The organism is Streptomyces caelestis, assembly GCF_014205255.1.
In the GTDB taxonomy this organism is placed as follows: Bacteria; Actinomycetota; Actinomycetes; order Streptomycetales; family Streptomycetaceae; genus Streptomyces; species Streptomyces caelestis.
Map to the genome: position 1 here is coordinate 7,741,408 of NZ_JACHNE010000001.1, position 20,500 is coordinate 7,761,907.

At 71.3% G+C, this 20,500-nt stretch carries 22 protein-coding genes, 1 tRNA gene and 3 pseudogenes; 17 read left to right on the plus strand and 9 right to left on the minus strand.

The genetic code is table 11. The features are described 5' to 3' along the window. Nucleotides 1-64: 64 nt before the first annotated feature. The gene (locus HDA41_RS35130; protein WP_184991209.1) at nucleotides 65-1,243 is read right to left on the minus strand and encodes a glutamate dehydrogenase; all 1,179 of its coding nucleotides are present in this window, start codon (nucleotides 1,241-1,243) and stop codon (nucleotides 65-67) included. Nucleotides 1,244-1,368: 125 nt separating this feature from the next. Here HDA41_RS35130 and HDA41_RS35135 point away from each other — a divergent pair, with 125 nt between their 5' ends. From HDA41_RS35135 to HDA41_RS35190, 12 genes are all read left to right on the plus strand, one after another. Next, nucleotides 1,369-2,634 (plus strand): MBL fold metallo-hydrolase, encoded by a 1,266-nt coding sequence (locus tag HDA41_RS35135; protein WP_184991211.1) that lies wholly within the window; start codon nucleotides 1,369-1,371, stop codon nucleotides 2,632-2,634. A gap of 536 nt (nucleotides 2,635-3,170) precedes the next feature. Next, nucleotides 3,171-5,417 (plus strand): sensor histidine kinase, encoded by a 2,247-nt coding sequence (locus tag HDA41_RS35140; protein ID WP_184991213.1) that lies wholly within the window; start codon nucleotides 3,171-3,173, stop codon nucleotides 5,415-5,417. Between the two features lie 68 nt (nucleotides 5,418-5,485). Further along, on the plus strand, nucleotides 5,486-5,920 hold the full coding sequence (locus HDA41_RS35145) for a roadblock/LC7 domain-containing protein (RefSeq protein WP_184991215.1): 435 nt from the start codon (nucleotides 5,486-5,488) through the stop codon (nucleotides 5,918-5,920). Nucleotides 5,921-5,922: 2 nt separating this feature from the next. Further along, the gene (locus tag HDA41_RS35150; protein WP_184994007.1) at nucleotides 5,923-6,294 is read left to right on the plus strand and encodes a DUF742 domain-containing protein; all 372 of its coding nucleotides are present in this window, start codon (nucleotides 5,923-5,925) and stop codon (nucleotides 6,292-6,294) included. Next, nucleotides 6,272-6,901 (plus strand): GTP-binding protein, encoded by a 630-nt coding sequence (locus tag HDA41_RS35155; RefSeq protein ID WP_184991217.1) that lies wholly within the window; start codon nucleotides 6,272-6,274, stop codon nucleotides 6,899-6,901. Before HDA41_RS35150 ends, HDA41_RS35155 begins: the two co-directional genes overlap by 23 nt. Before the next feature lie 61 nt (nucleotides 6,902-6,962). Continuing rightward, a complete protein-coding gene (locus tag HDA41_RS35160; protein WP_184991219.1) occupies nucleotides 6,963-7,535 on the plus strand; it encodes a GAF domain-containing protein in 573 nt (190 codons plus the stop codon). Between the two features lie 184 nt (nucleotides 7,536-7,719). Beyond that, nucleotides 7,720-8,748 (plus strand): L-threonine 3-dehydrogenase, encoded by a 1,029-nt coding sequence (gene tdh / locus HDA41_RS35165; RefSeq protein ID WP_184991221.1) that lies wholly within the window; start codon nucleotides 7,720-7,722, stop codon nucleotides 8,746-8,748. Nucleotides 8,749-8,782: 34 nt separating this feature from the next. Next, nucleotides 8,783-9,994, plus strand: a complete 1,212-nt coding sequence (locus HDA41_RS35170) for a glycine C-acetyltransferase (protein ID WP_184991223.1) — start codon at nucleotides 8,783-8,785, stop codon at nucleotides 9,992-9,994. Nucleotides 9,995-10,007: 13 nt separating this feature from the next. Further along, nucleotides 10,008-10,910, plus strand: a complete 903-nt coding sequence (locus tag HDA41_RS35175) for a LysR family transcriptional regulator (protein ID WP_184991225.1) — start codon at nucleotides 10,008-10,010, stop codon at nucleotides 10,908-10,910. Between the two features lie 46 nt (nucleotides 10,911-10,956). Further along, nucleotides 10,957-11,529 carry a helix-turn-helix domain-containing protein gene (locus tag HDA41_RS35180; protein WP_184991227.1) on the plus strand — a complete coding sequence of 191 codons (573 nt, stop codon included), beginning with the start codon at nucleotides 10,957-10,959 and terminating at the stop codon, nucleotides 11,527-11,529. A gap of 50 nt (nucleotides 11,530-11,579) precedes the next feature. After that, a complete protein-coding gene (locus tag HDA41_RS35185) occupies nucleotides 11,580-12,053 on the plus strand; it encodes a GNAT family N-acetyltransferase (protein WP_376706870.1) in 474 nt (157 codons plus the stop codon). Nucleotides 12,054-12,083: 30 nt separating this feature from the next. Then, on the plus strand, nucleotides 12,084-12,443 hold the full coding sequence (locus HDA41_RS35190) for an MmcQ/YjbR family DNA-binding protein (protein ID WP_184991231.1): 360 nt from the start codon (nucleotides 12,084-12,086) through the stop codon (nucleotides 12,441-12,443). A gap of 13 nt (nucleotides 12,444-12,456) precedes the next feature. On the opposite strand, the gene HDA41_RS35195 is transcribed toward HDA41_RS35190, so the two are convergent. Beyond that, on the minus strand, nucleotides 12,457-13,368 hold the full coding sequence (locus HDA41_RS35195) for a transketolase family protein (RefSeq protein ID WP_184991233.1): 912 nt from the start codon (nucleotides 13,366-13,368) through the stop codon (nucleotides 12,457-12,459). Between the two features lie 32 nt (nucleotides 13,369-13,400). Further along, a pseudogene (locus tag HDA41_RS35200) lies at nucleotides 13,401-14,099 on the minus strand (thiamine pyrophosphate-binding protein); the annotation flags it as partial. A 136-nt stretch (nucleotides 14,100-14,235) separates the two neighbouring features. Between HDA41_RS35200 and HDA41_RS35205 the strand changes: the two are divergent. Beyond that, nucleotides 14,236-14,309: transfer RNA gene (locus HDA41_RS35205), tRNA-Pro, on the plus strand. A gap of 178 nt (nucleotides 14,310-14,487) precedes the next feature. Here HDA41_RS35205 and HDA41_RS35210 read toward each other — a convergent pair. From HDA41_RS35210 to HDA41_RS42445, 4 genes are all read right to left on the minus strand, one after another. Then, nucleotides 14,488-15,432, minus strand: coding sequence for a nuclear transport factor 2 family protein (locus HDA41_RS35210; protein WP_184991235.1), 945 nt, complete (start codon nucleotides 15,430-15,432; stop codon nucleotides 14,488-14,490). A 41-nt stretch (nucleotides 15,433-15,473) separates the two neighbouring features. Then, nucleotides 15,474-16,193: a YceI family protein gene (locus HDA41_RS35215; RefSeq protein ID WP_184991237.1), complete on the minus strand. Its 720-nt coding sequence runs from the start codon at nucleotides 16,191-16,193 to the stop codon at nucleotides 15,474-15,476. A 91-nt stretch (nucleotides 16,194-16,284) separates the two neighbouring features. Continuing rightward, nucleotides 16,285-16,458 (minus strand): hypothetical protein, encoded by a 174-nt coding sequence (locus HDA41_RS35220; protein ID WP_184991239.1) that lies wholly within the window; start codon nucleotides 16,456-16,458, stop codon nucleotides 16,285-16,287. Further along, complete coding sequence (locus HDA41_RS42445; protein ID WP_184991241.1) at nucleotides 16,422-16,874, minus strand: hypothetical protein; 453 nt, start codon at nucleotides 16,872-16,874, stop codon at nucleotides 16,422-16,424. The genes HDA41_RS35220 and HDA41_RS42445 overlap by 37 nt, the downstream gene beginning before the upstream one ends. Before the next feature lie 104 nt (nucleotides 16,875-16,978). On the opposite strand from HDA41_RS42445, the gene HDA41_RS35230 reads away from it, so the two are divergent. Next, nucleotides 16,979-17,554 (plus strand): TetR/AcrR family transcriptional regulator, encoded by a 576-nt coding sequence (locus tag HDA41_RS35230; RefSeq protein WP_184991242.1) that lies wholly within the window; start codon nucleotides 16,979-16,981, stop codon nucleotides 17,552-17,554. 38 nt (nucleotides 17,555-17,592) lie between these two features. On the opposite strand, the gene HDA41_RS42450 is transcribed toward HDA41_RS35230, so the two are convergent. Then, nucleotides 17,593-17,766, minus strand: a complete 174-nt coding sequence (locus tag HDA41_RS42450; RefSeq protein ID WP_184991244.1) for a hypothetical protein — start codon at nucleotides 17,764-17,766, stop codon at nucleotides 17,593-17,595. A 465-nt stretch (nucleotides 17,767-18,231) separates the two neighbouring features. Here HDA41_RS42450 and HDA41_RS35240 point away from each other — a divergent pair, with 465 nt between their 5' ends. Continuing rightward, nucleotides 18,232-19,035, plus strand: coding sequence for an SGNH/GDSL hydrolase family protein (locus HDA41_RS35240; protein WP_184991246.1), 804 nt, complete (start codon nucleotides 18,232-18,234; stop codon nucleotides 19,033-19,035). A 348-nt stretch (nucleotides 19,036-19,383) separates the two neighbouring features. On the opposite strand, the gene HDA41_RS35245 is transcribed toward HDA41_RS35240, so the two are convergent. Then, nucleotides 19,384-19,959, minus strand: coding sequence for a PadR family transcriptional regulator (locus HDA41_RS35245; protein ID WP_184991248.1), 576 nt, complete (start codon nucleotides 19,957-19,959; stop codon nucleotides 19,384-19,386). 192 nt (nucleotides 19,960-20,151) lie between these two features. Here HDA41_RS35245 and HDA41_RS35250 point away from each other — a divergent pair. Together HDA41_RS35250 and HDA41_RS41875 are read left to right on the plus strand one after the other, a co-directional pair. After that, nucleotides 20,152-20,289: pseudogene (locus HDA41_RS35250) on the plus strand (nuclear transport factor 2 family protein); the annotation flags it as partial. A 23-nt stretch (nucleotides 20,290-20,312) separates the two neighbouring features. Beyond that, a pseudogene (locus HDA41_RS41875) lies at nucleotides 20,313-20,489 on the plus strand (NAD(P)-binding protein); the annotation flags it as partial. Nucleotides 20,490-20,500: the final 11 nt, after the last annotated feature.

Consider the following 20,500-nt stretch of genomic DNA (forward strand, 5'->3'; position numbering starts at 1 on the left):
TACACACGCGGGTGACCCTGTTGACGTGTGTATTCGGCCGGTCCGGCAGGGGGCCGGCCGTCCTTCAGCGGTACCAGCCGAACCGTTCCGCCATGACGGGCAGCCGGTCCGCCACGAGCGCGTGGGCGGCGGCCCGCGGTGTCGTGCCGTCGGCCCGTGCGCGGGCCAGCATCCGCTCGACCAGGGACCGCATCGAGCGGCGGGTGTGCGCGAAGGCCTCCTCGGCGTCGGCGCCGATGTCCCCGAACAGCGTCCACCACCACCAGGCGTTGGTCCCCGAGTTGACCACGACGTCCGGCAGCACGGTCACCCCGCGCGCGGCCAGCAGCAGCTCCGCCTCGGGCCGTACGGGCATGTTGGCCGCCTCGACGACCCAGCGGGCGGTGATCCGCTCCTGGTTTTCGGCGTCGATCGCGTACGAGACGGCCGCGGGCACCAGGACGTCCGTGTCGGCCGACAGCCAGGCGTCGCCGGGCAGTTCGCGGTCGCCGGGGCGCAGCGCGGAGCGGTCCACGGTGCCGTGGGCATCCCGCGCGGCGAGCAGCGCCTCGATGTCGAGCCCCGTCGGGTTGGCGATCGTGCCCTTGATGTCGGCGACGGCCACGACCGTGAGTCCCGCGCGCGTGAGGAAGCGCGCGGTGGCCCCGCCCATGGTGCCCAGCCCCTGGAGGGCGACCCGCGTCCCCGCGTGGGGAACCCCGGCGCGGTCCAGTGCCGTGAGAGCCGCCTCGGCGACCCCGCAGCCGCCCACCAGCTCGTCCAGCCCGATGCCGTCCACCTCGACCGCGAAGGCGTCCCCGAGCCGCCGCCGGGCATCCGCCTCGTCGTCCAGCAGTGGGTACACGGCCTGGATGGAGGAGACCAGTCCCGCCTCGGTCGCGGCCCGGTCCACCAGGTCCTGGGTGAGCCCCAGGTCCTCGCCGGTCGTCCAGCAGCTCTCGATGTACGGCCGCATGGCGCGCAGATACCGCACCAGCAGCGGATAGGCCTCCGGATCACGCGGGTCGCAGTCGATGCCGCCCTTGGCGCCGCCGAGCGGGACGTAGCGGCTCGCGGGGTCGTAGTGGAGGGCCTCCTTCATGGTCATGCCGCGGGCGAGGCCGGTGACCTCGTCCAGGGTGCAGCCCGCGCGCATCCGCAGACCGCCGCTGGCGACACCGCGCACCAGCCGGTCGACGACCAGGAAGCCCTGGCGGCCGGTGATGTGGTCGGTCCAGGTGAGGAACAGCAGGGGGCTGGCCATACGGGCTCCTTCGCCGGGGTTACTGAATATCCGTTCAGTATGACCGTCGTGGGACCCCTGCGCCCCGGTGGTGCCGGAGGGGCCGACCATAATGGAAAGCCTGACCGACTCCACCTGGAGGTACCGTGGCCGGTTTCCGTTCCCTGAGCTCCGGGCTCCGCGCGCTCCAGCCCGGGGCGTTCGGCGCGGACCCGAGCGGTGAACGCATGGCGCGCATCCGCAGATCGCCCCACTTCAGGGACGGGGTCTTCCAGAACCCCGGAGGTCCCGCGCGGACCCGGCCCTCGGGCTCCACCCTGGACTTCGCCAAGGTCTTCTTCGACAAGGAGACCCGGCCCCGCCGCGCCCCGAAGGGCACGGTGCCGGTGCACGCCACCACCCTCGCCGACATCGCCCGGCCACCGGCCACGGGGCTGCGGCTGACCTGGATGGGGCACTCCAGTGTGCTCGCGGAGATCGACGGCCGGCGCGTGCTGTTCGACCCGGTGTGGGGCGAGCGCTGCTCCCCGTTCCCGTTCGCCGGGCCGAAGCGGCTGCACCCGGTGCCCCTGCCGTTGGCCGCGCTCGGCCCGGTCGACGTCGTGGTCATCTCGCACGACCACTACGACCACCTGGACATGCCCACCGTCAAGGCCCTGGCCGGCACGGACACGCTGTTCGCCGTGCCGCTCGGCGTCGGTGCGCACCTGGAGCATTGGGGGGTCTCCGCCGGCCGGCTGCGCGAACTGGACTGGCACGAGACCACGAAGGTCGGCGGCCTCACCCTGACGGCCACTCCGGCCCGGCACTTCTGCGGCCGGGGGCTGCGCAACACCCAGCACACCCTGTGGGCCTCCTGGGTCGTCGCCGGCGAGGAGCACCGGATCTACCACAGCGGCGACACCGGCTACTTCGACGGTTTCAAGGAGATCGGTGCGGAGCACGGGCCGTTCGACGCCACGATGGTCCAGATCGGCGCGTACTCCGACTTCTGGCCCGACATCCACATGACCCCCGAGGAGGGCATGCGTGCCCACCTCGACCTCCAGGGCGGACCGGAGCACGGCCCGATGCTGCCGATCCACTGGGCGACGTTCAACCTGGCGACCCATCCGTGGGCCGAGCCCGGCGAGGGGACGCTCGCGGCCGCCCGCGCCGTGGGCGCCCGCATCGCCCTGCCCCACCCCGGTGAACCCTTCGAGCCCACGGCCGAGACCGTCCCGTCCGTGCCGTGGTGGCGTGGGGTGGCGCTCGCCCCGGCGGGTGGCTTTCCGGCCCGCGAAGCCCTCGCCGACGCCACGATCAGGGCCGCGTCGAACGCGGCAGCCGTGGCCCAGGCCGATACGTTGAGTGACGATGGCGGCAAGGCGGGCAAGGGTTCGGAGGACCCTGAAACGCTTCCGGCGAGCTGAGCCGGAGCGGACGGCGGACAGACGGCGAGGGCCGGGGAGCGTGAGGCTCCCCGGCCCTCGCCGCGTCTGCGCGACCGCTTCTGACCAGGTCGGATCGAACTGCTTCCGTTCGTGGCTGGATGCGTGACGGGGTTATCGGTCTGTCGTACGAGACCTCATACCAGAGCGGGACGCTCTCCGTATGAGTTTGTCAACTGCCCGCCGCACATGATGCGCTGACGACTACTGTCAGTGTCCGTCGGGAAACAGACGGACCAGGGAGTGGGGACCGGCACGTGCAGGCGCAAGGCGGACGAGGGAGTCGACGCGAGGGGGACCCCCGCTGCCCGCGCGCGACCGACGCCGGTACGGGTGCCGCCGTGGTGGCCCTCTCCGGCCCCGGGCAGCACACGGACTCCGGACGCGGCGATGCCGGGCGGGAGCCGGCCGGTCGCGGGCGGGCGGCGCGGGGCGCGCGGAAGCGACCGCGTGAGCCCGGTCGTACCACCGCAAGCCCCCCTGGCACCCCGGCCCGACGGACCAGTACGAGGACACCGATGTCTCACCTCCGCCCCCCGGCCGCACGCGCCGACCGCCGTGAGGGCGGGCGGCACGGGCGGCCGGCCACCCGCACCGCACCCGCGCTGCTCGAGACCCACATACGGCCCCAGCTGCTGCGTCTCGCCGTGCTGCCGCCCGTCGCCGTCGCCCTGAGCGGCTGTGCCGCCGTCCTCTTCACCGTCCGGTCCACCGGAGCGCGGCCGGGGCCGACGCTGTGGGTCGTGCTCGCCGGGGCGGTCTCGGTGACTCTGGTCGGCATCGTCGTCGCCGCGGTGGCCGCCAACCGGGCCGCTCGGTCCGTGTACGACCGCATCGACGTCCTGCGCCGCGCCACCGCACGGCGCGAGGCCGACCTGCGCGCCCTGGTCGAGAGCCTGCGCCGCGGGGACGGACCGCCTCAGCTCAGTCCGCAGAGCAGTCCGCGCGTCGGCCCCGCCGAGGGCGGTGACGACTTCGAACTCCTCGCCGCCGACCTGACCCGTGCGCATGACGGCGCCGTCACCGCCGTCGTCCAGGCCTCGCAGCTCTCCAGCCAGGCGGGCAGCGAGCAGAAGCTGGAGGTGTTCGTCAACCTCGCCCGGCGTTTGCAGTCGCTGGTGCACCGCGAGATCTCCATCCTCGACGAGCTGGAGAACGAGATGGAGGACCCCGACCTGCTCAAGGGGCTCTTCCACGTCGACCACCTCGCCACTCGCATCCGCCGTCACGCCGAGAACCTCGCCGTGCTCGGCGGGGCCGTCTCCCGCCGCCAGTGGAGCAACCCGGTCTCCATGACCGAGGTGCTGCGCTCGGCCATCGCCGAGGTCGAGCAGTACTCGCGGGTCAAGCTCGTGCCGCCGATCGACGGCACCCTGCGCGGACACGCCGTGGCCGACGTCATCCACCTGCTGGCCGAACTCGCCGAGAACGCCACGGTGTTCTCCGCCCCGCACACCCAGGTGCTGCTGCGCGCCAACCTCGTCACCTCCGGACTCGCCGTCGAGGTCGAGGATCGCGGTCTGGGCATGCCCCTGGAGGAGCAGACGCGGATGAACGCCCTGCTCGCCGACCCGGACCAGGTGAACGTCGCCCGGCTCCTCGCGGACGGCCGCATCGGCTTGTTCGTCGTCTCGCAGCTGGCCAGGCGGCACGGCATCACCGTCCGCCTCCAGAGCAACATCTACGGCGGAGTGCAGGCGGTGCTCGTGGTGCCGCAGGCGCTGCTCGGGGCGGAGGCGGGCACGTCCGGAGGCGCGGGGCAGCCGCAGGGCGGGGCGGACGGTACGGATCGTCCGGCCGTACCGCTGCGGCAGAGCCGGCAGCACGGACAGCAGGGGCAGCACGGACAGCAGGAGCAGCACGGGCAGTTCGCGGTCGGGGCGGGAGACGGAGCCGGGGCCGCGCCCGGAAGCTCGCCCGATCCGGCCACGGGGCCCGCGTCAGGGGCCTCGGCGGTCTACGGATTACCGTCCGGGTCAGGTGCCGCGTTCGACGCACTGCCGTCGACCCCGCCCGCCGCACCCCGGGCGCACCGGCCCGAGGCTCGACCGGCCTCGGGCGGACGCCCGCAGAACGGCCGGCCCGCGCCCCTGCCCGTGCGCGGTGCCCATCGGGAGCGACCCAACCCGGCCGAGGCGAGGCCCGGTATCAGCCCCGACGACCGGCGCGTCCTCGCCGAGCACGGGACCGCGCCGCCCACCCCGCGCAACGGCACCGTGCGCGGCACCATGGGCAAGCCCCAACTGCCCCGCCGCCGCGCCCAGGAGCACATCGCACCCCAGCTGCGCGACGGCCCCACGCCGCGCCAGGACCCCGACCACCTCGTCGGCCACGACCCCGGCCTGGTGGCGGCCTTCCAGCGCGGTATCAGCCTCGCCGAGGCCCAACAGCACATGGAGGCCGGGAACATGGAGTGGGGCGACATGGAGTCGTCGACCCCTATGGAGTCGTCGATGCCCATCGGGCCGGCGCACAGGGAGCCGACGCACACGGTGCCGACACACACTGAGTCGGCACACGTGGGCTCCGCACACGCGAAGCCGCCCCATAGGGACTCCGCGCACAGGGACCCGATCCCCATGGACCCGATCCCCATGGACCCCATCCCCATGGACCCGATCCGCATGGAGCCGGTGCACACCGAGCCCCTCCCCACCGTGAACGCGGCCCGCATCACCGAGGCGCGCGGCGCCCGGGACGGTGTGACCTCGTCCCGCCCCGACCAGACCACCACCCGGCACGACGGGAGCGCACCCGCCGGATGACCATCCCCGCTTCCACCCCCACCCCCAGCGCTCCCGCAGACCTTCGTACCCCAAGGAGTCGATCCACCATGGCGAGCGATGCGCCGACCGCCCATGTTTCCGATCTCGACTGGCTGATGAGCGGCCTCGTGCAGCGCGTACCGCACACGAGTGCAGCGGTGCTCCTGTCCTGCGACGGGCTCGTGAAGTCCGTACACGGCCTCGACCCGGACAGCGCCGACCACATGGCCGCCCTGGCCTCCGGCCTGTACTCCCTCGGTCGCAGCGCCGGCGTCCGCTTCGGCGACGGCGGCGACGTCCGGCAGGTCGTGGTCGAACTCGACTCGACCCTGCTGTTCGTCACCACCGCCGGCTCCGGCACCTGCCTGGCCGTGCTCGCCGGCCGCGAGGCCGACGCGGCCGTGCTCGGCTACGAGATGGCGATGCTGGTCAAGAGCGTCCGCCCGTACCTGGTCACGGCCCCCCGCCAGCAGTCCGTCGAATCCTCGGCGATGAGGTCTTGAGCGTGGTGGCGGCCGGTGACGGGCCCTGGCTCGACGACGCGGCCGGGCGGCTGGTGCGCCCGTTCACGGTCAGCAACGGCCGCACCCGTCCCACCGTCGCGCTCGACCTGATGTCGCAGGTGATGGCCACCGGGGCGACCCCCCTCGGCTACCTCGGCCCCGAGCACGCGCAGGCACTCGAGCGGTGCAGTGTGCCCGTCGCTGTCGCGGAGGTCGCCGCCCATCTGAAGCTGCCGGTGGCCGTCACCAAGGTGCTGCTGGCGGACCTCGTCGACTGCGGGGCGCTGACCACCAAGCCCCCCGCGTTCCACCACAACCCGACGGACCGGGCCCTTCTGGAGGCAGTGCTCGATGGACTACGACGACAGCTCTGACTACGCCGACCGTTCCGGCCACGGTGGCGACCCGTTCCCCGCCGCCCTCAAGATCCTCGTGGCGGGCGGGTTCGGGGTGGGCAAGACGACCTTCGTCGGCGCGGTCAGCGAGATCGCGCCACTCAGCACTGAGGAGCTGCTCACCACCGTCAGCGCCGCGACCGACAACCTCGACGGCATCGAGAACAAGGTCGAGACGACCGTGGCCATGGACTTCGGCCGCATCACGCTCGACCCGAAACACGTGCTGTACCTGTTCGGAACCCCCGGGCAGGAGCGGTTCTTGTTCATGTGGGACGAGTTGTGCGAGGGCGCGCTCGGGGCGGTCATCCTCGCCGACACCCGGCGCCTCCAGGAGTGTTTCGCGGCCGTCGACTTCTTCGAACAGCGCGGCCTCGACTTCATCGTGGCCGTCAACGAGTTCGACGGCGCCTACCGGTACGACCCCGACGAGGTGCGTGCGGCCCTCGACCTCTCCGACGAGATCCCCGTCGTGTGCTGCGACGCCCGGATCTCCAGCTCCGGGGTCCAGACCCTGCTCACCCTCGTGCGCCACCTCATCGCCCATACGCCGGCCCCCACCACGGGGTATGGCGCCCACATGTGATCCACCAACACCCGTCAGGAAGCCCGTATATGACGCATGCCCACAGCCCGGGAGGACGCCCATGAGCTACGACCCGCCGCGCCCGGCCGGTCGTCTGCTGCTCACACCCGAGGACAAGGAGGCTCCCGCCCGCGTCGGCCGACTGCGCCTGCTGGGCCTGGGCGAGCGCCCAGAACCCGCGCTCGACGCCTTCGCGCACGGTCTCGCCGAGCTCACCGGGGCGCCGTACGCCATGGTCAACTTCCCGGACGAGCGGGGCCAGTTCTACGCGGGCCTGTGCGTTCCGGCCGTCGCGCCGGTGGTGCGGAGCGACGGCACCAGCGCCCGGGTGGGCCGTACTCTGCCTCGCGACCATGGTTTCTGCCCCCATGTGGTGACGCGACGCAAGGCCCTGGTCCTGGAGGATGTCCACGACTATCCGAGGTTCGCGGGCAACCCGGTGGTCGACGAGTTCGGTATCCGCTCCTATCTGGGAGCACCGCTCATCGACGGTACGGGCCTGGTACTGGGCACCATCAGCGTCGCCGACGTCGGGCCCCGGCCGTGGGGGAAGCCGGGCCTGACCGCCATCAAGGAACACGCCGCACAGCTCGTCGTGCAGCTGGAGGGCTGGGACGGCCGGCTGCCCTACTGACACGCCCCGGGTTTTTGCAGCGCACCCAGGGGGCGTGAAGGAAAGCTGAGGCGGCGCTTAAGAAAACCTCGATGGACCGGTGCGGCCGGCGTACGGCAGATTGCTGTGCGATCCCACTCCTCACCCGGCCCAGGGGCTCCTTCGGCGTGCCCGGAGCCGGGACTCACCCACAGGAGCCGTAGCGGTGAAGGCGCTGGTCAAGCAGAAGGCGGAGCCCGGGCTGTGGCTCGCGGACGTCCCGGAGCCCGCCGTGGGGCCCGGTGACGTGCTCATCAAGGTGCTGCGCACCGGTATCTGTGGCACCGACCTGCACATCAGGTCCTGGGACGGCTGGGCGCGGCAGGCGATCCGCACCCCGCTCGTGGTCGGGCACGAGTTCGTCGGGGAGGTCGTGGAGACCGGACGGGACGTCACCGACATCGACATCGGTGACCGGGTGAGCGGCGAAGGCCACCTGGTGTGCGGCAAGTGCCGCAACTGCCTGGCCGGCCGCCGTCATCTGTGCCGGGCGACCATAGGGCTGGGGGTGGGCCGGGACGGGGCGTTCGCCGAGTACGTCGTCCTGCCCGCCGCCAACGTCTGGGTGCACCGGGTGCCCGTCGACCTCGACGTGGCAGCGATCTTCGACCCGTTCGGCAACGCCGTGCACACCGCGCTGTCGTTCCCGCTGGTCGGTGAGGACGTGCTGATCACCGGCGCGGGCCCGATCGGTCTGATGGCCGCCGCCGTGGCCGGGCACGCCGGCGCCCGCCATGTCATGATCACCGACGTCAGCGAGGAGCGGCTGGAACTGGCCCGCAAGATCGGTGTCAGCCTCGCGCTCAATGTCGCCGGCGCCACCATCGCCGACGGGCAGCGCACGCTCGGCCTGCGCGAGGGCTTCGACATCGGCCTGGAGATGTCCGGCCGTCCCGAGGCGATGCGGGACATGATCGCCAACATGACACACGGCGGCCGGATCGCGATGCTCGGCCTGCCCGCGCAGGAGTTCCCCGTCGACTGGGCCCGGATCGTCACCTCGATGATCACCGTCAAGGGCATCTACGGCCGCGAGATGTTCGAGACCTGGTACGCGATGTCCGTGCTGCTGGAAGGCGGCCTCGACCTCGCGCCCGTGATCACCGGCCGGTACGGCTTCCGCGACTTCGAGGCGGCGTTCGCCGACGCGGCGAGCGGCCGCGGCGGCAAGGTCATCCTCGACTGGACCGCGTAACTCCCCCTCACCGCCAAGCACTTCAGGAGCCCTCATGTTCGACTCCGTGCGCGACGACCTGCGCGCCACCCTCGACGAGATCCGCGCCGCCGGACTGCACAAGCCCGAGCGCGTGATCGGCAGCCCGCAGTCCGCCACCGTGAACGTCACCGCGGGCGGCCGGCCGGGCGAGGTCCTCAACTTCTGCGCCAACAACTACCTCGGCCTCGCCGACCACCCCGAGGTCGTCGCCGCCGCCCACGAGGCCCTGGACCGCTGGGGCTACGGCATGGCGTCCGTCCGCTTCATCTGCGGCACCCAGGAGGTGCACAAGGAACTGGAGGCGCGGCTGTCGGCGTTCCTCGGCCAGGAGGACACGATCCTGTACTCCTCCTGCTTCGACGCCAACGGCGGCGTGTTCGAGACGCTGCTCGGCCCCGAGGACGCGGTCATCTCCGACGCGCTCAACCACGCGTCGATCATCGACGGCATCCGGCTGTCCAAGGCCCGCCGCCTGCGGTACGCCAACCGTGATCTGGCCGAGCTGGAGGCCCGGCTGAAGGAGGCCTCCGACGCGCGCCGGAGGCTGATCGTCACCGACGGCGTCTTCTCCATGGACGGCTACGTCGCCCCGCTGCGCGAGATCTGCGACCTCGCCGACCGCTACGACGCGATGGTCATGGTCGACGACTCGCACGCCGTCGGCTTCGTCGGCCCCGGCGGCCGCGGCACACCCGAGCTGCACGGCGTCATGGACCGCGTCGACATCATCACCGGCACCCTCGGCAAGGCGCTCGGCGGCGCCTCGGGCGGTTACGTCGCGGCCCGTGCCGAGATCGTCGCCCTGCTGCGCCAGCGCTCCCGGCCGTACCTCTTCTCCAACACCCTCGCCCCGGTGATCGCGGCGGCCTCCCTGAAGGTGCTCGACCTTCTGGAGTCGGCGGACGACCTGCGCGTCCGGCTCGCCGAGAACACGGCCCTCTTCCGCAGCCGCATGACCGAGGAGGGCTTCGACGTCCTGCCCGGTGACCACCCCATCGCCCCGGTGATGATCGGCGACGCGGCGGTCGCCGGGCGCATGGCGGAGCTGCTGCTGGAGCGCGGTGTGTACGTGATCGGCTTCTCGTACCCGGTCGTCCCGCAGGGCCAGGCCCGGATCCGCGTCCAGCTGTCGGCCGCGCACTCGACGCAGGACGTCAACCGCGCGGTCGACGCCTTCGTGGCGGCACGGGCGGAGCTGGCCGGCTCGGAAACACCGGCGACCTGAGAGAATCGATCGCATGATCGAAGCGCGGCGGCTCCACATCCTCCGTGCGGTGGCCGACCACCGTACGGTGACGGCGGCTGCCGCCGCGCTGTACCTGACCCCGTCGGCCGTGTCCCAGCAGCTCGCCGCGCTGGAGCAGGAGACCGGGCACCGGCTCGTCGAGCGCGGGGCCAAGGGCGTACGCCTCACCCCCGCCGGTGAGATCCTGCTCAGCCACACCAACGCGGTCCTCGCCCAACTGGAGCGGGCCGAGGCCGAACTGGCCGCCTACAGCTCGGGAGCCGCCGGCACCGTCACCGTCGCCTCCTTCGCGACCGGCATCGCCCTGGTCGTCGCGCCCGCGGTGGCCCGCCTCGCCGAGTCGGCGCCCGGGATCCGCATCCGCGTCCAGGACGCCGAGGGCGACGCCAGCCTGCCGATGGTGCTGGACCGGCAGGTCGATGTCGCCGTCGCCGTCGAGTACCGGGGCGCCCCGCCCGCCGACGACCCGCGACTGACCCACGTACCGCTGTACGCCGAGCCCTTCGACGCGGTCGTGCCGGTCACTCACCGTCTGGCCGACGCGGCGGAGGTCCCGCTCGCCGAACTGGCCAAGGACGCGTGGATCGGCCCGTACCCCGGCAACCCCTGCCATGACGTGGTGGTCCTGGCCTGCGAGAACGCCGGCTTCCAGCCCCGTATGGAGCACTCCTCGGACGACTTCCGCGCGGTCGTCGCCCTCGCCTCCGCCGACGCGGGCGTCGCCCTCGTGCCGCGCTCGGCGCTGCGCGGCATGGACCTCGCCGGAGTGGTCGTCCGCCCCGTCGACGGCACGGCCCCCACCCGGCGGGTCTTCGCCGCCGTACGCCGGGGAGCCGAGGAGCATCCCCTGATCCGCCCGGTGCTGGACGCGCTCGGTGCGGCGGCGCAGGTGTGAGGCCTCGTTAACGCGGCTGTCTCATATCCGGGATAGCATCCCAGATATGAGAAGCGACGACGCGGACGAGGTCGACGCCCGGCTGGGTGCCCGCCTGGCCGAGCTGCGGACCGAACACGGCTACTCCCTGGGCGAGTTGGCGGACCGCAGCGGAGTGAGCCGCTCCACGCTGTCCCGCGCCGAGCGGGCGGAGATCAGCCCCACGGCCTCCCTCCTGAACCGCCTGTGCGCCGTCTACGGGCGGACCATGTCCCAGCTGCTCAGCGAGGTCGAGGCCGAACCGGCCCCCGTGGTGCGGACCGCCGACCAGCCCGTCTGGCAGGACCAGGCCTCCGGCTTCGTACGGCGGTCCGTGTCGCCGCCTCACGCAGCCCTGCGCGGCGAACTCGTCGAGGGACGCCTCACCGCCGACGCCGACATCGCCTACGACCGTCCGCCCGTGGCCGGTCTGGAGCAGCACATCTGGGTCCTGGAAGGGGCCCTCGACGTGACCGCACAGGACACCGAACACCACCTCGGCACCGGAGACTGCCTGCGGATGCGTGTGTGGGGCCCCACCCGGTTCCGGTGCGCCGCTCCCGAGGGCGTCCGGTATCTGCTGGCGGTGGTGCGGCCGTGATCCGTCTGGACGATACTCAACTGCTCCGGTGCGCCGGGGAGTTGGCGGACCTGTTGACCGACACCGTGAACGGCGGTGCCTCGGTCGGCTTCCTCGCCCCGCTCGACCGTGCCGAGGCGCTCGCCTGGTGGGAGGAACGGGCCGCCGACGTGGCAGCGGGACGGCTCGCCGTGTGGGCTGCGCACGACCGGGACCGGGTGCTGGGCACCGTGAGCCTGGCCTTCCCCGCCAAGCCGAACAGCCGCCACCGCGCCGAAGTCGTCAAACTCATGGTGCACCCGGACGCCCGCGGCCGTGGCCTCGGACGCCGGCTCCTGGCCACGGCGGAGGGCGCCGCCGCCGAGGCAGGCGTCACCCTCCTGCACCTGGACACCGAGGCCGGCAGCCCCGCCGAGCGGCTGTACCGGGCCACCGGCTGGACCGCGATCGGCTCGATCCCCGACTACGCGGCGAGCCCCGACGGGGAGCTGCGCCCGACGACGATCTACTACAAGCGCGTACCGGCAACCGCTCTCACCAGGTGATTGTCAGTGGCAGCCGATACCGTGCCTGCCATGCCGGATGCCGAAGACGTACGACGTATCGCTCTGTCCCTGCCGGAGACGACGGAGAAGATCGCCTGGAGCATGCCCACGTTCCGGGTCGCGGGAAAGATGTTCGCCACGCTGCCGGAGGACGAGACGTCCCTCGCCGTGCGCTGCCCCAAGGAGGAGCGGGACGAACTGGTGCTCGCCGAGCCGGAGAAGTTCTGGATCGCCGACCACGAGGCGCAGTTCGCCTGGGTCAGGGCCCGGCTCGACGCGCTGGAGGACGAGGGCGAGCTGCGGGACATCCTGGCCGACTCCTGGCGCCAGGCCGCCCCGCCCCGACTCCTGGAGGCCCACCCCGGGTTGGGCCCCGTGGCGGGGGAGTGACCTCCTCCGGGTCTCACGCGGGAGCCGCCGCCCCGACGAAACCCCCGATGCGCTCCCGCAGTGACCGGGCGTCGAGGCCATGGGCGGCGGCATGCTCCTCCACCTGCCCGTACCGCCGCAGTTCCCGACGGCCCACGCCCAACCCCAGCACCCGGTGCGGCACCTCGGACAGCGCGTCGCTCGCCGCGGCCGTCGAGGTGCCCGCCAGGTAGGGCTCGACGAGCACGACGTCCGTCCCGGCCACCCGGGTGACCCGGCGCAGGGCGGCCCCGTCGAAGGGGCGGACGGTGGTCGCGTACAGGACCGTGACGTCGAGGCCCTCGGTGGCGGCGAGCACGGTGTCGAGCAGGGGCCCGACGGCGACCACGACACCGGAGCGCCCCTCGCGGACGGTGCGGAAGCGCTCCCCGTCGACGGGCAGCGCCCGCCCGTTGGACTGGAGGGACAGCCGCACGTACACCTTGTCGTCGCCCGCGGCGACCGCGTGCCGCAGCAGCGTCTCGGCCTCGTCCGGGTGGCCCGGCACATGGACGGTCCAGCCGTCCAGCGTGTCGAGCAGCGCCACGTCGCCCGGCGCCATGTGGGTGTAGCCGCCCGCCGGCCAGTCGAAGGAGGCGGCGGCGCTCACCAGCACCGCGCCCGCGTCCTGGTGCCCGAGATCCAGCTTGACCTGCTCGAAGGGCCGCTCGACGAGAAAGCTGGCGAAGGTGTGCACGACGGGCCGCAGCCCGGTCAGCGCCAGCCCGGCCGCCGCCCCGACCAGGAGCTGCTCGCGGATGCCGACGTTGACGACCCGGTCGGGATGGCGGCGGGCGGCCTCGGCGAAGCCGTCCGCGCCGATCTCGGCCAGGACCACGGCGACGCGGGGATCCTCGTCGAGCAGCCGGGAGACGACAGGGGCGAAACGGTCACGCATGGTGTCCATGGAGTTCTGCTTCCTTTCCGGCGGGGGGACCAGGCGGACTTGGGCTCGACCCGGGCCACGACCACGTGCGGGCGGCGCGGGTGCGGTGCGGTGCAGGCGGCGTACAGCGCCTCGTGGTCACGGCCGTCGACGGTCAGCGCGGACCAGCCCGCGGCTTCGAAGCGGGCGGCGATCCCGCCGGGGCGCCCGTATGTCGCGGAGGAGTTGTCGACGACGACGGTGTGCAGCCGGTCGAGCCCGGCGGGCCCGGCGAAGGCGATCGCCTCGTGGTTGCTGCCCTCGTCCAGCTCGGCGTCGCCGATCAGCGCCCACACCCGCGGCTCGTCGAGCCCCTGGGCCCGCAGCCCCAGTGCCGTCCCGACGGCGATCGGCAGCCCGTGCCCGAGTGATCCGCTGCCGATCTCGGCCCCCGGTACGAGCGTGCGGTCGGGATGGTGGCCGAGCGGGGAGTCGTAGGAGCCGAAGCCGGGCAGCCACTCCACCGGCAGGAAGCCCTTGGCGGCCAGCACGGCGTAGTACGCCATCGGCCCGTGCCCCTTCGACAGCAGGAACCGGTCCCGCTCCGGGTCGGCCATCCGCTCCGGGCTCACCCGCAGCACCCGGTCGTACAGCACCCACAGCACGTCCAGCGTCGACGTCGCGGCCGGGCCGTGCTTCTCGTCGCCGGTCATCAGGCCCATGAGTCCCGGCAGGTCGGCGTACGTGTGCGTCATGTCCGTCGCGTTGGTCATGTGCACGAGCGTGCAACCTCAGCCAATGTTGAGGTCAAGCGACGGGTGCCCGGAAACGGATGCGCGATCACCGGCGCGAGTGCGGTATTGTTTCCCTGCGCGTTCGGCCGAGGGAATCCCCAGGTCAGACGGGCAACGGGACGTGGCGCAGCTTGGTAGCGCACTTGACTGGGGGTCAAGGGGTCGCAGGTTCAAATCCTGTCGTCCCGACTGGAGAAATTCGCGGGTCAGGGCCGGTTTCGGAGTCATCCGAAGCCGGCCCTTGATCATTCTTGGGTACCAGTTGGGGACCGTCGTCCTTGACCTTGACCGCTGTACGGACGAATGCCGTACAGCGGTCACTGGCGCATGATTGATGCTTAAAGCAAGCCCTCGCGGCGGAATGGGCTCAGAACATGGTGTTTTCGTTGAGGGCGGTCTCCGGCACGTCCTGGACGGAGTCCCAGTGCTCGAGGATCTTGCCGTGCTTGCCGACGCGGAAGATGTCCACCACGGCCTGGCCGCGGTCCTCGGGGCTGAGGCGGTAGTGGGCGTGGACGGCCACGAGGTCGCCTTCGGCGATGACGCGCTTGCGTTCCACGATCAGGTTCGGGAACTGCTGGAAGAAGTTGGTGAACTGCTCGCGCAGGCCGGCCGAGCCGTTGGGGGTGGTGGGGTTGTGCTGGTAGTACTCCGGCGTCAGGTACCTGACCGCGTCGGGGTTCTTGTCGATGAGGAGTGTGTCGAAGTAGGCGGTCGCGACCTTCCGGCTGAAGGGGGTCATCCAGCGGGGGCCGGGCTGGTTCGTGCGCGGCTGACTGACTGTGCCGAACATGTCGTTGCCGTTGACGGTGGTCTCCGGTACCTCCTGGACCACGTCCCAGTGCTCGGCGATCATGCCCTTCTTGTCGAAGCGGAAGATGTCGACCACGGACGAACCGCGGGTGCCGGGCTGGAAGACCGGGTTGGAGTGCACCATGACCAGGTCGCCCTGGGCGAGGACCCGCTTGACGTTGTACACGTGGTCCGGGAACTGCGCGGTCCAGTCGCGGATGAAGTTCTTGATCGCCTCCCGGCCGTCGGGGGCCATCGGGTTGTGCTGGATGTAGTCCGCGCGGATGTACTGGTCGGCGACCTTGAGGTTGCCTTCCTCGAAGAGCTGCCTGAGCACGTGGACGGCGACGCGCTTGTTGCGCTCCTCGGTGTAGGGGTTCCCCTGCCGGGAGTCCGCGACGGTCGGAGAGGAGGAGGGGGCGGACGCCGTGGCGGCGGGCGCGAACCCGGCCATGGATCCGACGGTTGCCGCGGCCAGCAGAGCGGCGACGGTCCTCTTGGACAAGTGGGTGTTGCTCATGACGATGTTCTCCAATGCGGTACTGCGATGGGAAAGGTGGATTACGCGGGGGTGAAGGCGAGGAGGAACTCGACGGTCCCCTCGTCCTCGACGGTGATCCCGCCGAAGTTCGGTGCGTCGATGCCGTAATCGGCGAAGGTGATGGGGATCGAGCCGTTCGCACGGAAGCCGGCGGCTGTGCGCTGGGCGGTGAGGTCGAAGGTGACGGGGTTCGTCTCGCCGTGGACGGTCAGATTCCCCGTTGCCTCGCCGGTGACTTGTTCGTTCACGTCCGGCACCGAGCCGAAGTCAACGGGCTCGGTGAGCTCGAAGGTGGCGTTGGGGTACCGCTCGGTGTTCATGACCCGGCCGCGGAACTGGCTGTCGCGCTGGGCGGAGTCGCTCCGCACCGATGCCAGGTCGACGGTGAAGCTCCCGCTGACGGCCCGGGTGCCCTCGATCTCCAGCTCTCCGGTGACCTGGCCGGTGCGGCCCACGGCCGTGGTGTTCTGGCCGAAGAGCACCTCGTCGACGCGGTAGCCGGCCTGTGAACCGTTCCCGACCCGCCAGCTGCCCTCGACGCTCTGGCCCGCCTGATCGCCGGAGCCGGAGTCGGAGGTGCTCTCCGGTGCGGCCGGTGGACTCTCGAGTGACAGCGAGGCTGGTGGGTCGTCCTGGATGTAGTTGATGTAGACGTACGGGCCTCCGACGCCCACGAGGGCGGCGGCGGCAGCGCCGACGATCAGCCAGCGCTTCCAGCGTCTGGATGTGGTGCGTGCCATTGGTTCCTCCGAGAGCGGGATAATCGAGTGGATGATCTTGAAGTTTCAAGCAATGGAGTAGGGGTCCGCCCGGCCCATGAACGCCATCAGGTCAGCGGTGGGCGGCGAGGGAGACGTGCTCCCAGTCGGCCCAGGCCGCCAGCTTGCGCGTGTAGTGGTCCTTGACCGGCTCGATCGGCGGTCTGCCGAAGAACACCCGCAGCGGCGGGTTCTCGGCGCCCACGATGGTCAGCAGCGCGGGTCCGACGGCCTTCGGGTCGCCCATGTCGGACAGGTCCAGGCCCTCGGCCAGGGCTTGGCGGACACCGTCGTAGAGGGGTTGGGCTCGGAGTTCCCCGCGGAGGCGCCGGGCCGGTCGGTGGGGTAGGGGCCGGGCTCGACCAGGGTGACCTTGATGTTCTGCCCGGCGACCTCGGCGGCCAGGGCCTCCGTCACGCATTTGGAGCGGGTGGTGGCCTTGATGTCCTCCGCAGTGCGCCGAACGGCGGCCGTGTTCCGCACGGCGAGGACCGCCTCCGCTCCGGCCGCGGCGAGCGCCTGGGCGGTCTCCATGCCGGTGCCGGTGCAGGAGGCGGCTGCGGTGACGACGGCGCGGCGGCCGGTGAGATCCGTGCGCGCGATGACCTCGGCGGCCGTGGATCCGGTGTGGAAGGGCGTGGTGATGCGTGTGCTCGTGGTCATGTCGGCACGTACTCCCGGCTTGCTACGATCAAAAATCGGAGGCTCCTCCGCTTTGCTTGAACTTTAAACGGAGGCGCCTCCGATTGTCCAGAGGGAGGAATGCTGTGACCGGCAACACACGCGGGCTGCGTGCCGACGCGCGGCGTAACCGGCAACGCCTGCTCGACGTCGCCGTACGCGCTTTCTCCGAGCAGGGCACGGACGCGTCGCTGGAGGCCATCGCCAGAGAGGCCGGGGTGGGCATCGGCACGCTGTACCGGCACTTCCCCACCCGGGAGGCACTGCTTGAGGCCGCCTACCGCAACGAGGTCGCGCGGGTCTGCGACAGCGCCGGGGAACTGCTGGCGCAGTACCCGCCCGACATGGCGATGCGGGTGTGGATGGACCGGTTCATCGACTATCTGGCCACCAAGCAGGGCATGGCGGACGCGTTGAAAGCCGTCATCGCCTCCGGCGACTCGGACCCGTTCGCCGAGAGTCTGGACCGGATCAGCTCGGCCATCAGCACGCTGCTGAAGGCCGGGGCCGAGGCGGGCGTCCTGCGCTCCGACGTCGACCCTCTCGACGTCGGCTTCAGCCTCGGCGGCATCCTGCTGATCACCACCGACAAGGGGCTGCGCGACCGCGCGAGCCGCATGCTCGATCTGCTCCTCGACGGACTCCGCTACCGCGCCGGCTGAACTGGAGACCTCATACGACTGGGCGTACACATCACCCGCTACGGCCGCCCCGGCGGTCCGGCCGCCCTCGGGTCCGAGTCGGCCGCGGCGGGCGCGGTCGCGGAGGAGGCCGGCGTCAGCCGGCTCTCCGTCATGGACCACTGCTTCCAGCCGGAGGCTACGGGCTCACCGTGAGCGAGCCCATGCTGGAGGGCCACAGCACCCTCGGTCATCTTGCGGCCCACACCTCGACGACCCGACTCGGCCTGTGGATCACAGGGGTGACGTACTGTCACCTGGCTGCTGGTCCACCGGTCCCCGTCGGTGATCCCTTCCCGGCCACCGTCGTCAGGCCGATGGCCGGCGAGCGGCATGCGGAGAACGGCGAGCGCTTCGTGAAAGCGGCCGTCGAGGACGGCGGTCATCGCCGGCCTGGACAACGACGCCCGCAGCGCAGACCGTGGTCGGTGCTCAGGTCTGAAGAGGGAATGGGTGGTGAGGTCGGTGCCGGACCGAGGCGGTGGACTGCGGCGGTGGACCGCCCTCGACGGCCTCAGCACCTGCCTGAGCGGCGTCACTTTGCGGGAAGGCGAGCCCGCAGCTATCTTCATACTCAACAATGCGACTAGGTGCCTAGTTGTTTAGCGATGGCCGTGTGCCACTTCTATCAGCAGCGTTGACGAGAGGCGGTCGGCCCCGTGTCGAGCAGTGGGTATCTGCGCTATGTCGCCCTGGGTGACAGTCATACCGAGGGGGTCGGGGACGGCGACGACGTCCGTGGTCTTCGGGGCTGGGCGGACCGGCTCGCCGAGCAGGTCGCCCGCCACAACCCCGGCCTGCTCTACGCCAACCTCGCGGTGCGCGGCCGTAAGGCCGGTCAGGTGCGCGCCGAGCAGCTCGCTCCGGCTCTCGCGATGCGGCCCGACCTCGCCACCGTGGTGGCTGGCGTCAACGACGTGTTGCGCCCGAGCTGCGACCTCGATGAGGTGGTCGGCCATGTCGAGGCGATGTTCGCCGCCCTCACCGCCCAGGGCGCCACGGTCGCGACCCTCATGTTTCCCGACGTCGGGCGTATCACGCCGTTGTCCCGCCCGATAGGTCACCGTGTTCTCGCACTCAACGCGCGCATCCGGGAGGCCGCCGACCGCCACGGCGTGGTGGTGGCGGAGACGGCCGCGCACGCGGCGGCGACCGATCCGCGGTTGTGGAGTGCTGACCGGCTGCACGCCGGCCCGCTGGGACACGCGCGCATCGCGGCTGCCGTGGCCCAGGCGCTCGGTCTGCCGGGCAGCGACGACAAGTGGACCCTTCCCCTTCCCGCGGGGACGGACATCTCTGTCTGGAGGGCCGTGGGTGCCGAACTGCGCTGGGCCGGCACCTTCCTCGGCCCTTGGGTCGGCCGCCGCCTGCGTGGCCGCTCCTCCGGTGATGGCCGCCAGGCCAAGCGGCCGGTGCTGCTTCCGGTGGCCGCGTCCGCCGGGGACACCTCCCCAGCAGTGTGATGCTGCGGCCCGCGACGGCGCCGGCGGCTCCTCGTGCTGAACTGCTCTTCACCGGCCGGGAGCTGGAAATGAGTGACGTCCATCCCTTCGCGTCCGGCGCGCGAAGCGTCTGCGGATCGTCAGCGACGTGGCCCTAGGCGTCGGGGCACTGCTGTTCACCGTGTTCTACGTCGGTGCCGACATGGACCCCGCCAGTCACCTCCACGGGACTGCATCGCAACCCCGCCGACAAGGAACCGCAGCCGGTCCTCGCTCGGACATCTGCCGACGACCCCTGGGAGGCCGGGCTGCTCACGAGCGTCCAGCTACTCACTTTGTTGACTAACTGTGTGGGTGGGACCGCCGCGGTCAGCCGTCGGCCCGGAGCGCGGCCGTGCGCTGTTCGAGCCTGCGCAGCGCCATGTCCCCCCACTGGAGGTTCTCCCGCTCGAACGACATTCCGCGCAGCAGGGTGAGATACGGGCCGATGCGCTCGGCCTCGGCGAAGTACGCCTCCTCCGAGCGCCCGTCGAGCAGACGCTGCCGGAGCCTCTCGTAGCGGGCCAGCTTGGCGGTGGCCCACTCCATGCGCTCGGCGATGGCAGTCCGGACCGCTTCCATGTCGCCCGCGTCCAGGCACTGCACCTTGACAAGCAACTCGTCCCGGATCACCGCCGGTTTACCCAAGGGCTCGGCGGTGTAGGCGTGGACGGCCTTCCGCCCGGCCTCCGTCAAGGAGAACAGTCGCTTGTTAGGGCGGCGCTCCTGCTCGACGACGCGGGCCGTGACGAGTCCTTCGGCCTCCATGCGATCCAGCTCCCGGTAGAGCTGCTGAGGCGTCGACATCCAGAAGTTGGCGACCGTCGCGTCGAACGCCTTCGCGAGGTCGTACCCGGACGCCTCGCCCTCCAACAGCGCGGCCATCACCGCGTTCCGCAAAGCCATGGATGCACGCTAGCACCACTGTGATTAGTCAACAGGGTGACTAATAGTCGCCCTTACCCTGTAGATACGCCATGCCGGGCCCCTCATCTCCACCGCATATATTCGCATTGTTGCATATCCGAGGATCGGCTCATGCATCCCTTCCGCAAAGCCGTCGAGAGCGACGACCTGGAGGCCGTGGCCGCTGTCGGCGATCTCATGCACTTCGACGATGACGGGAAGATCGACGATTTCACAGGGATGGTGCGCCCGCTCTCCGCCGCCCAGGCGCTCGGCGAGGCCATGGGCGCCCAGTTCGAGCAGATCGCCCGAGAGGCCGCCGAACAGTGACCACGACGACGGACTTCGACGCGGTGGTCATCGGCGCGGGCAACGCCGGACTGACCGCCGCCACCCTCCCACGCGCGGGACTGCGCACCCTCCTGGTGGAGCGCCACAACGTCCACGGCGGCTGCGCCACCTCCAGGGCGTCCACGGCGGCCCAGTCGGGCCAGTCGGTGGGTCCTAGTCGTGGCGTCGACACGTTTCAGGCACATACCCC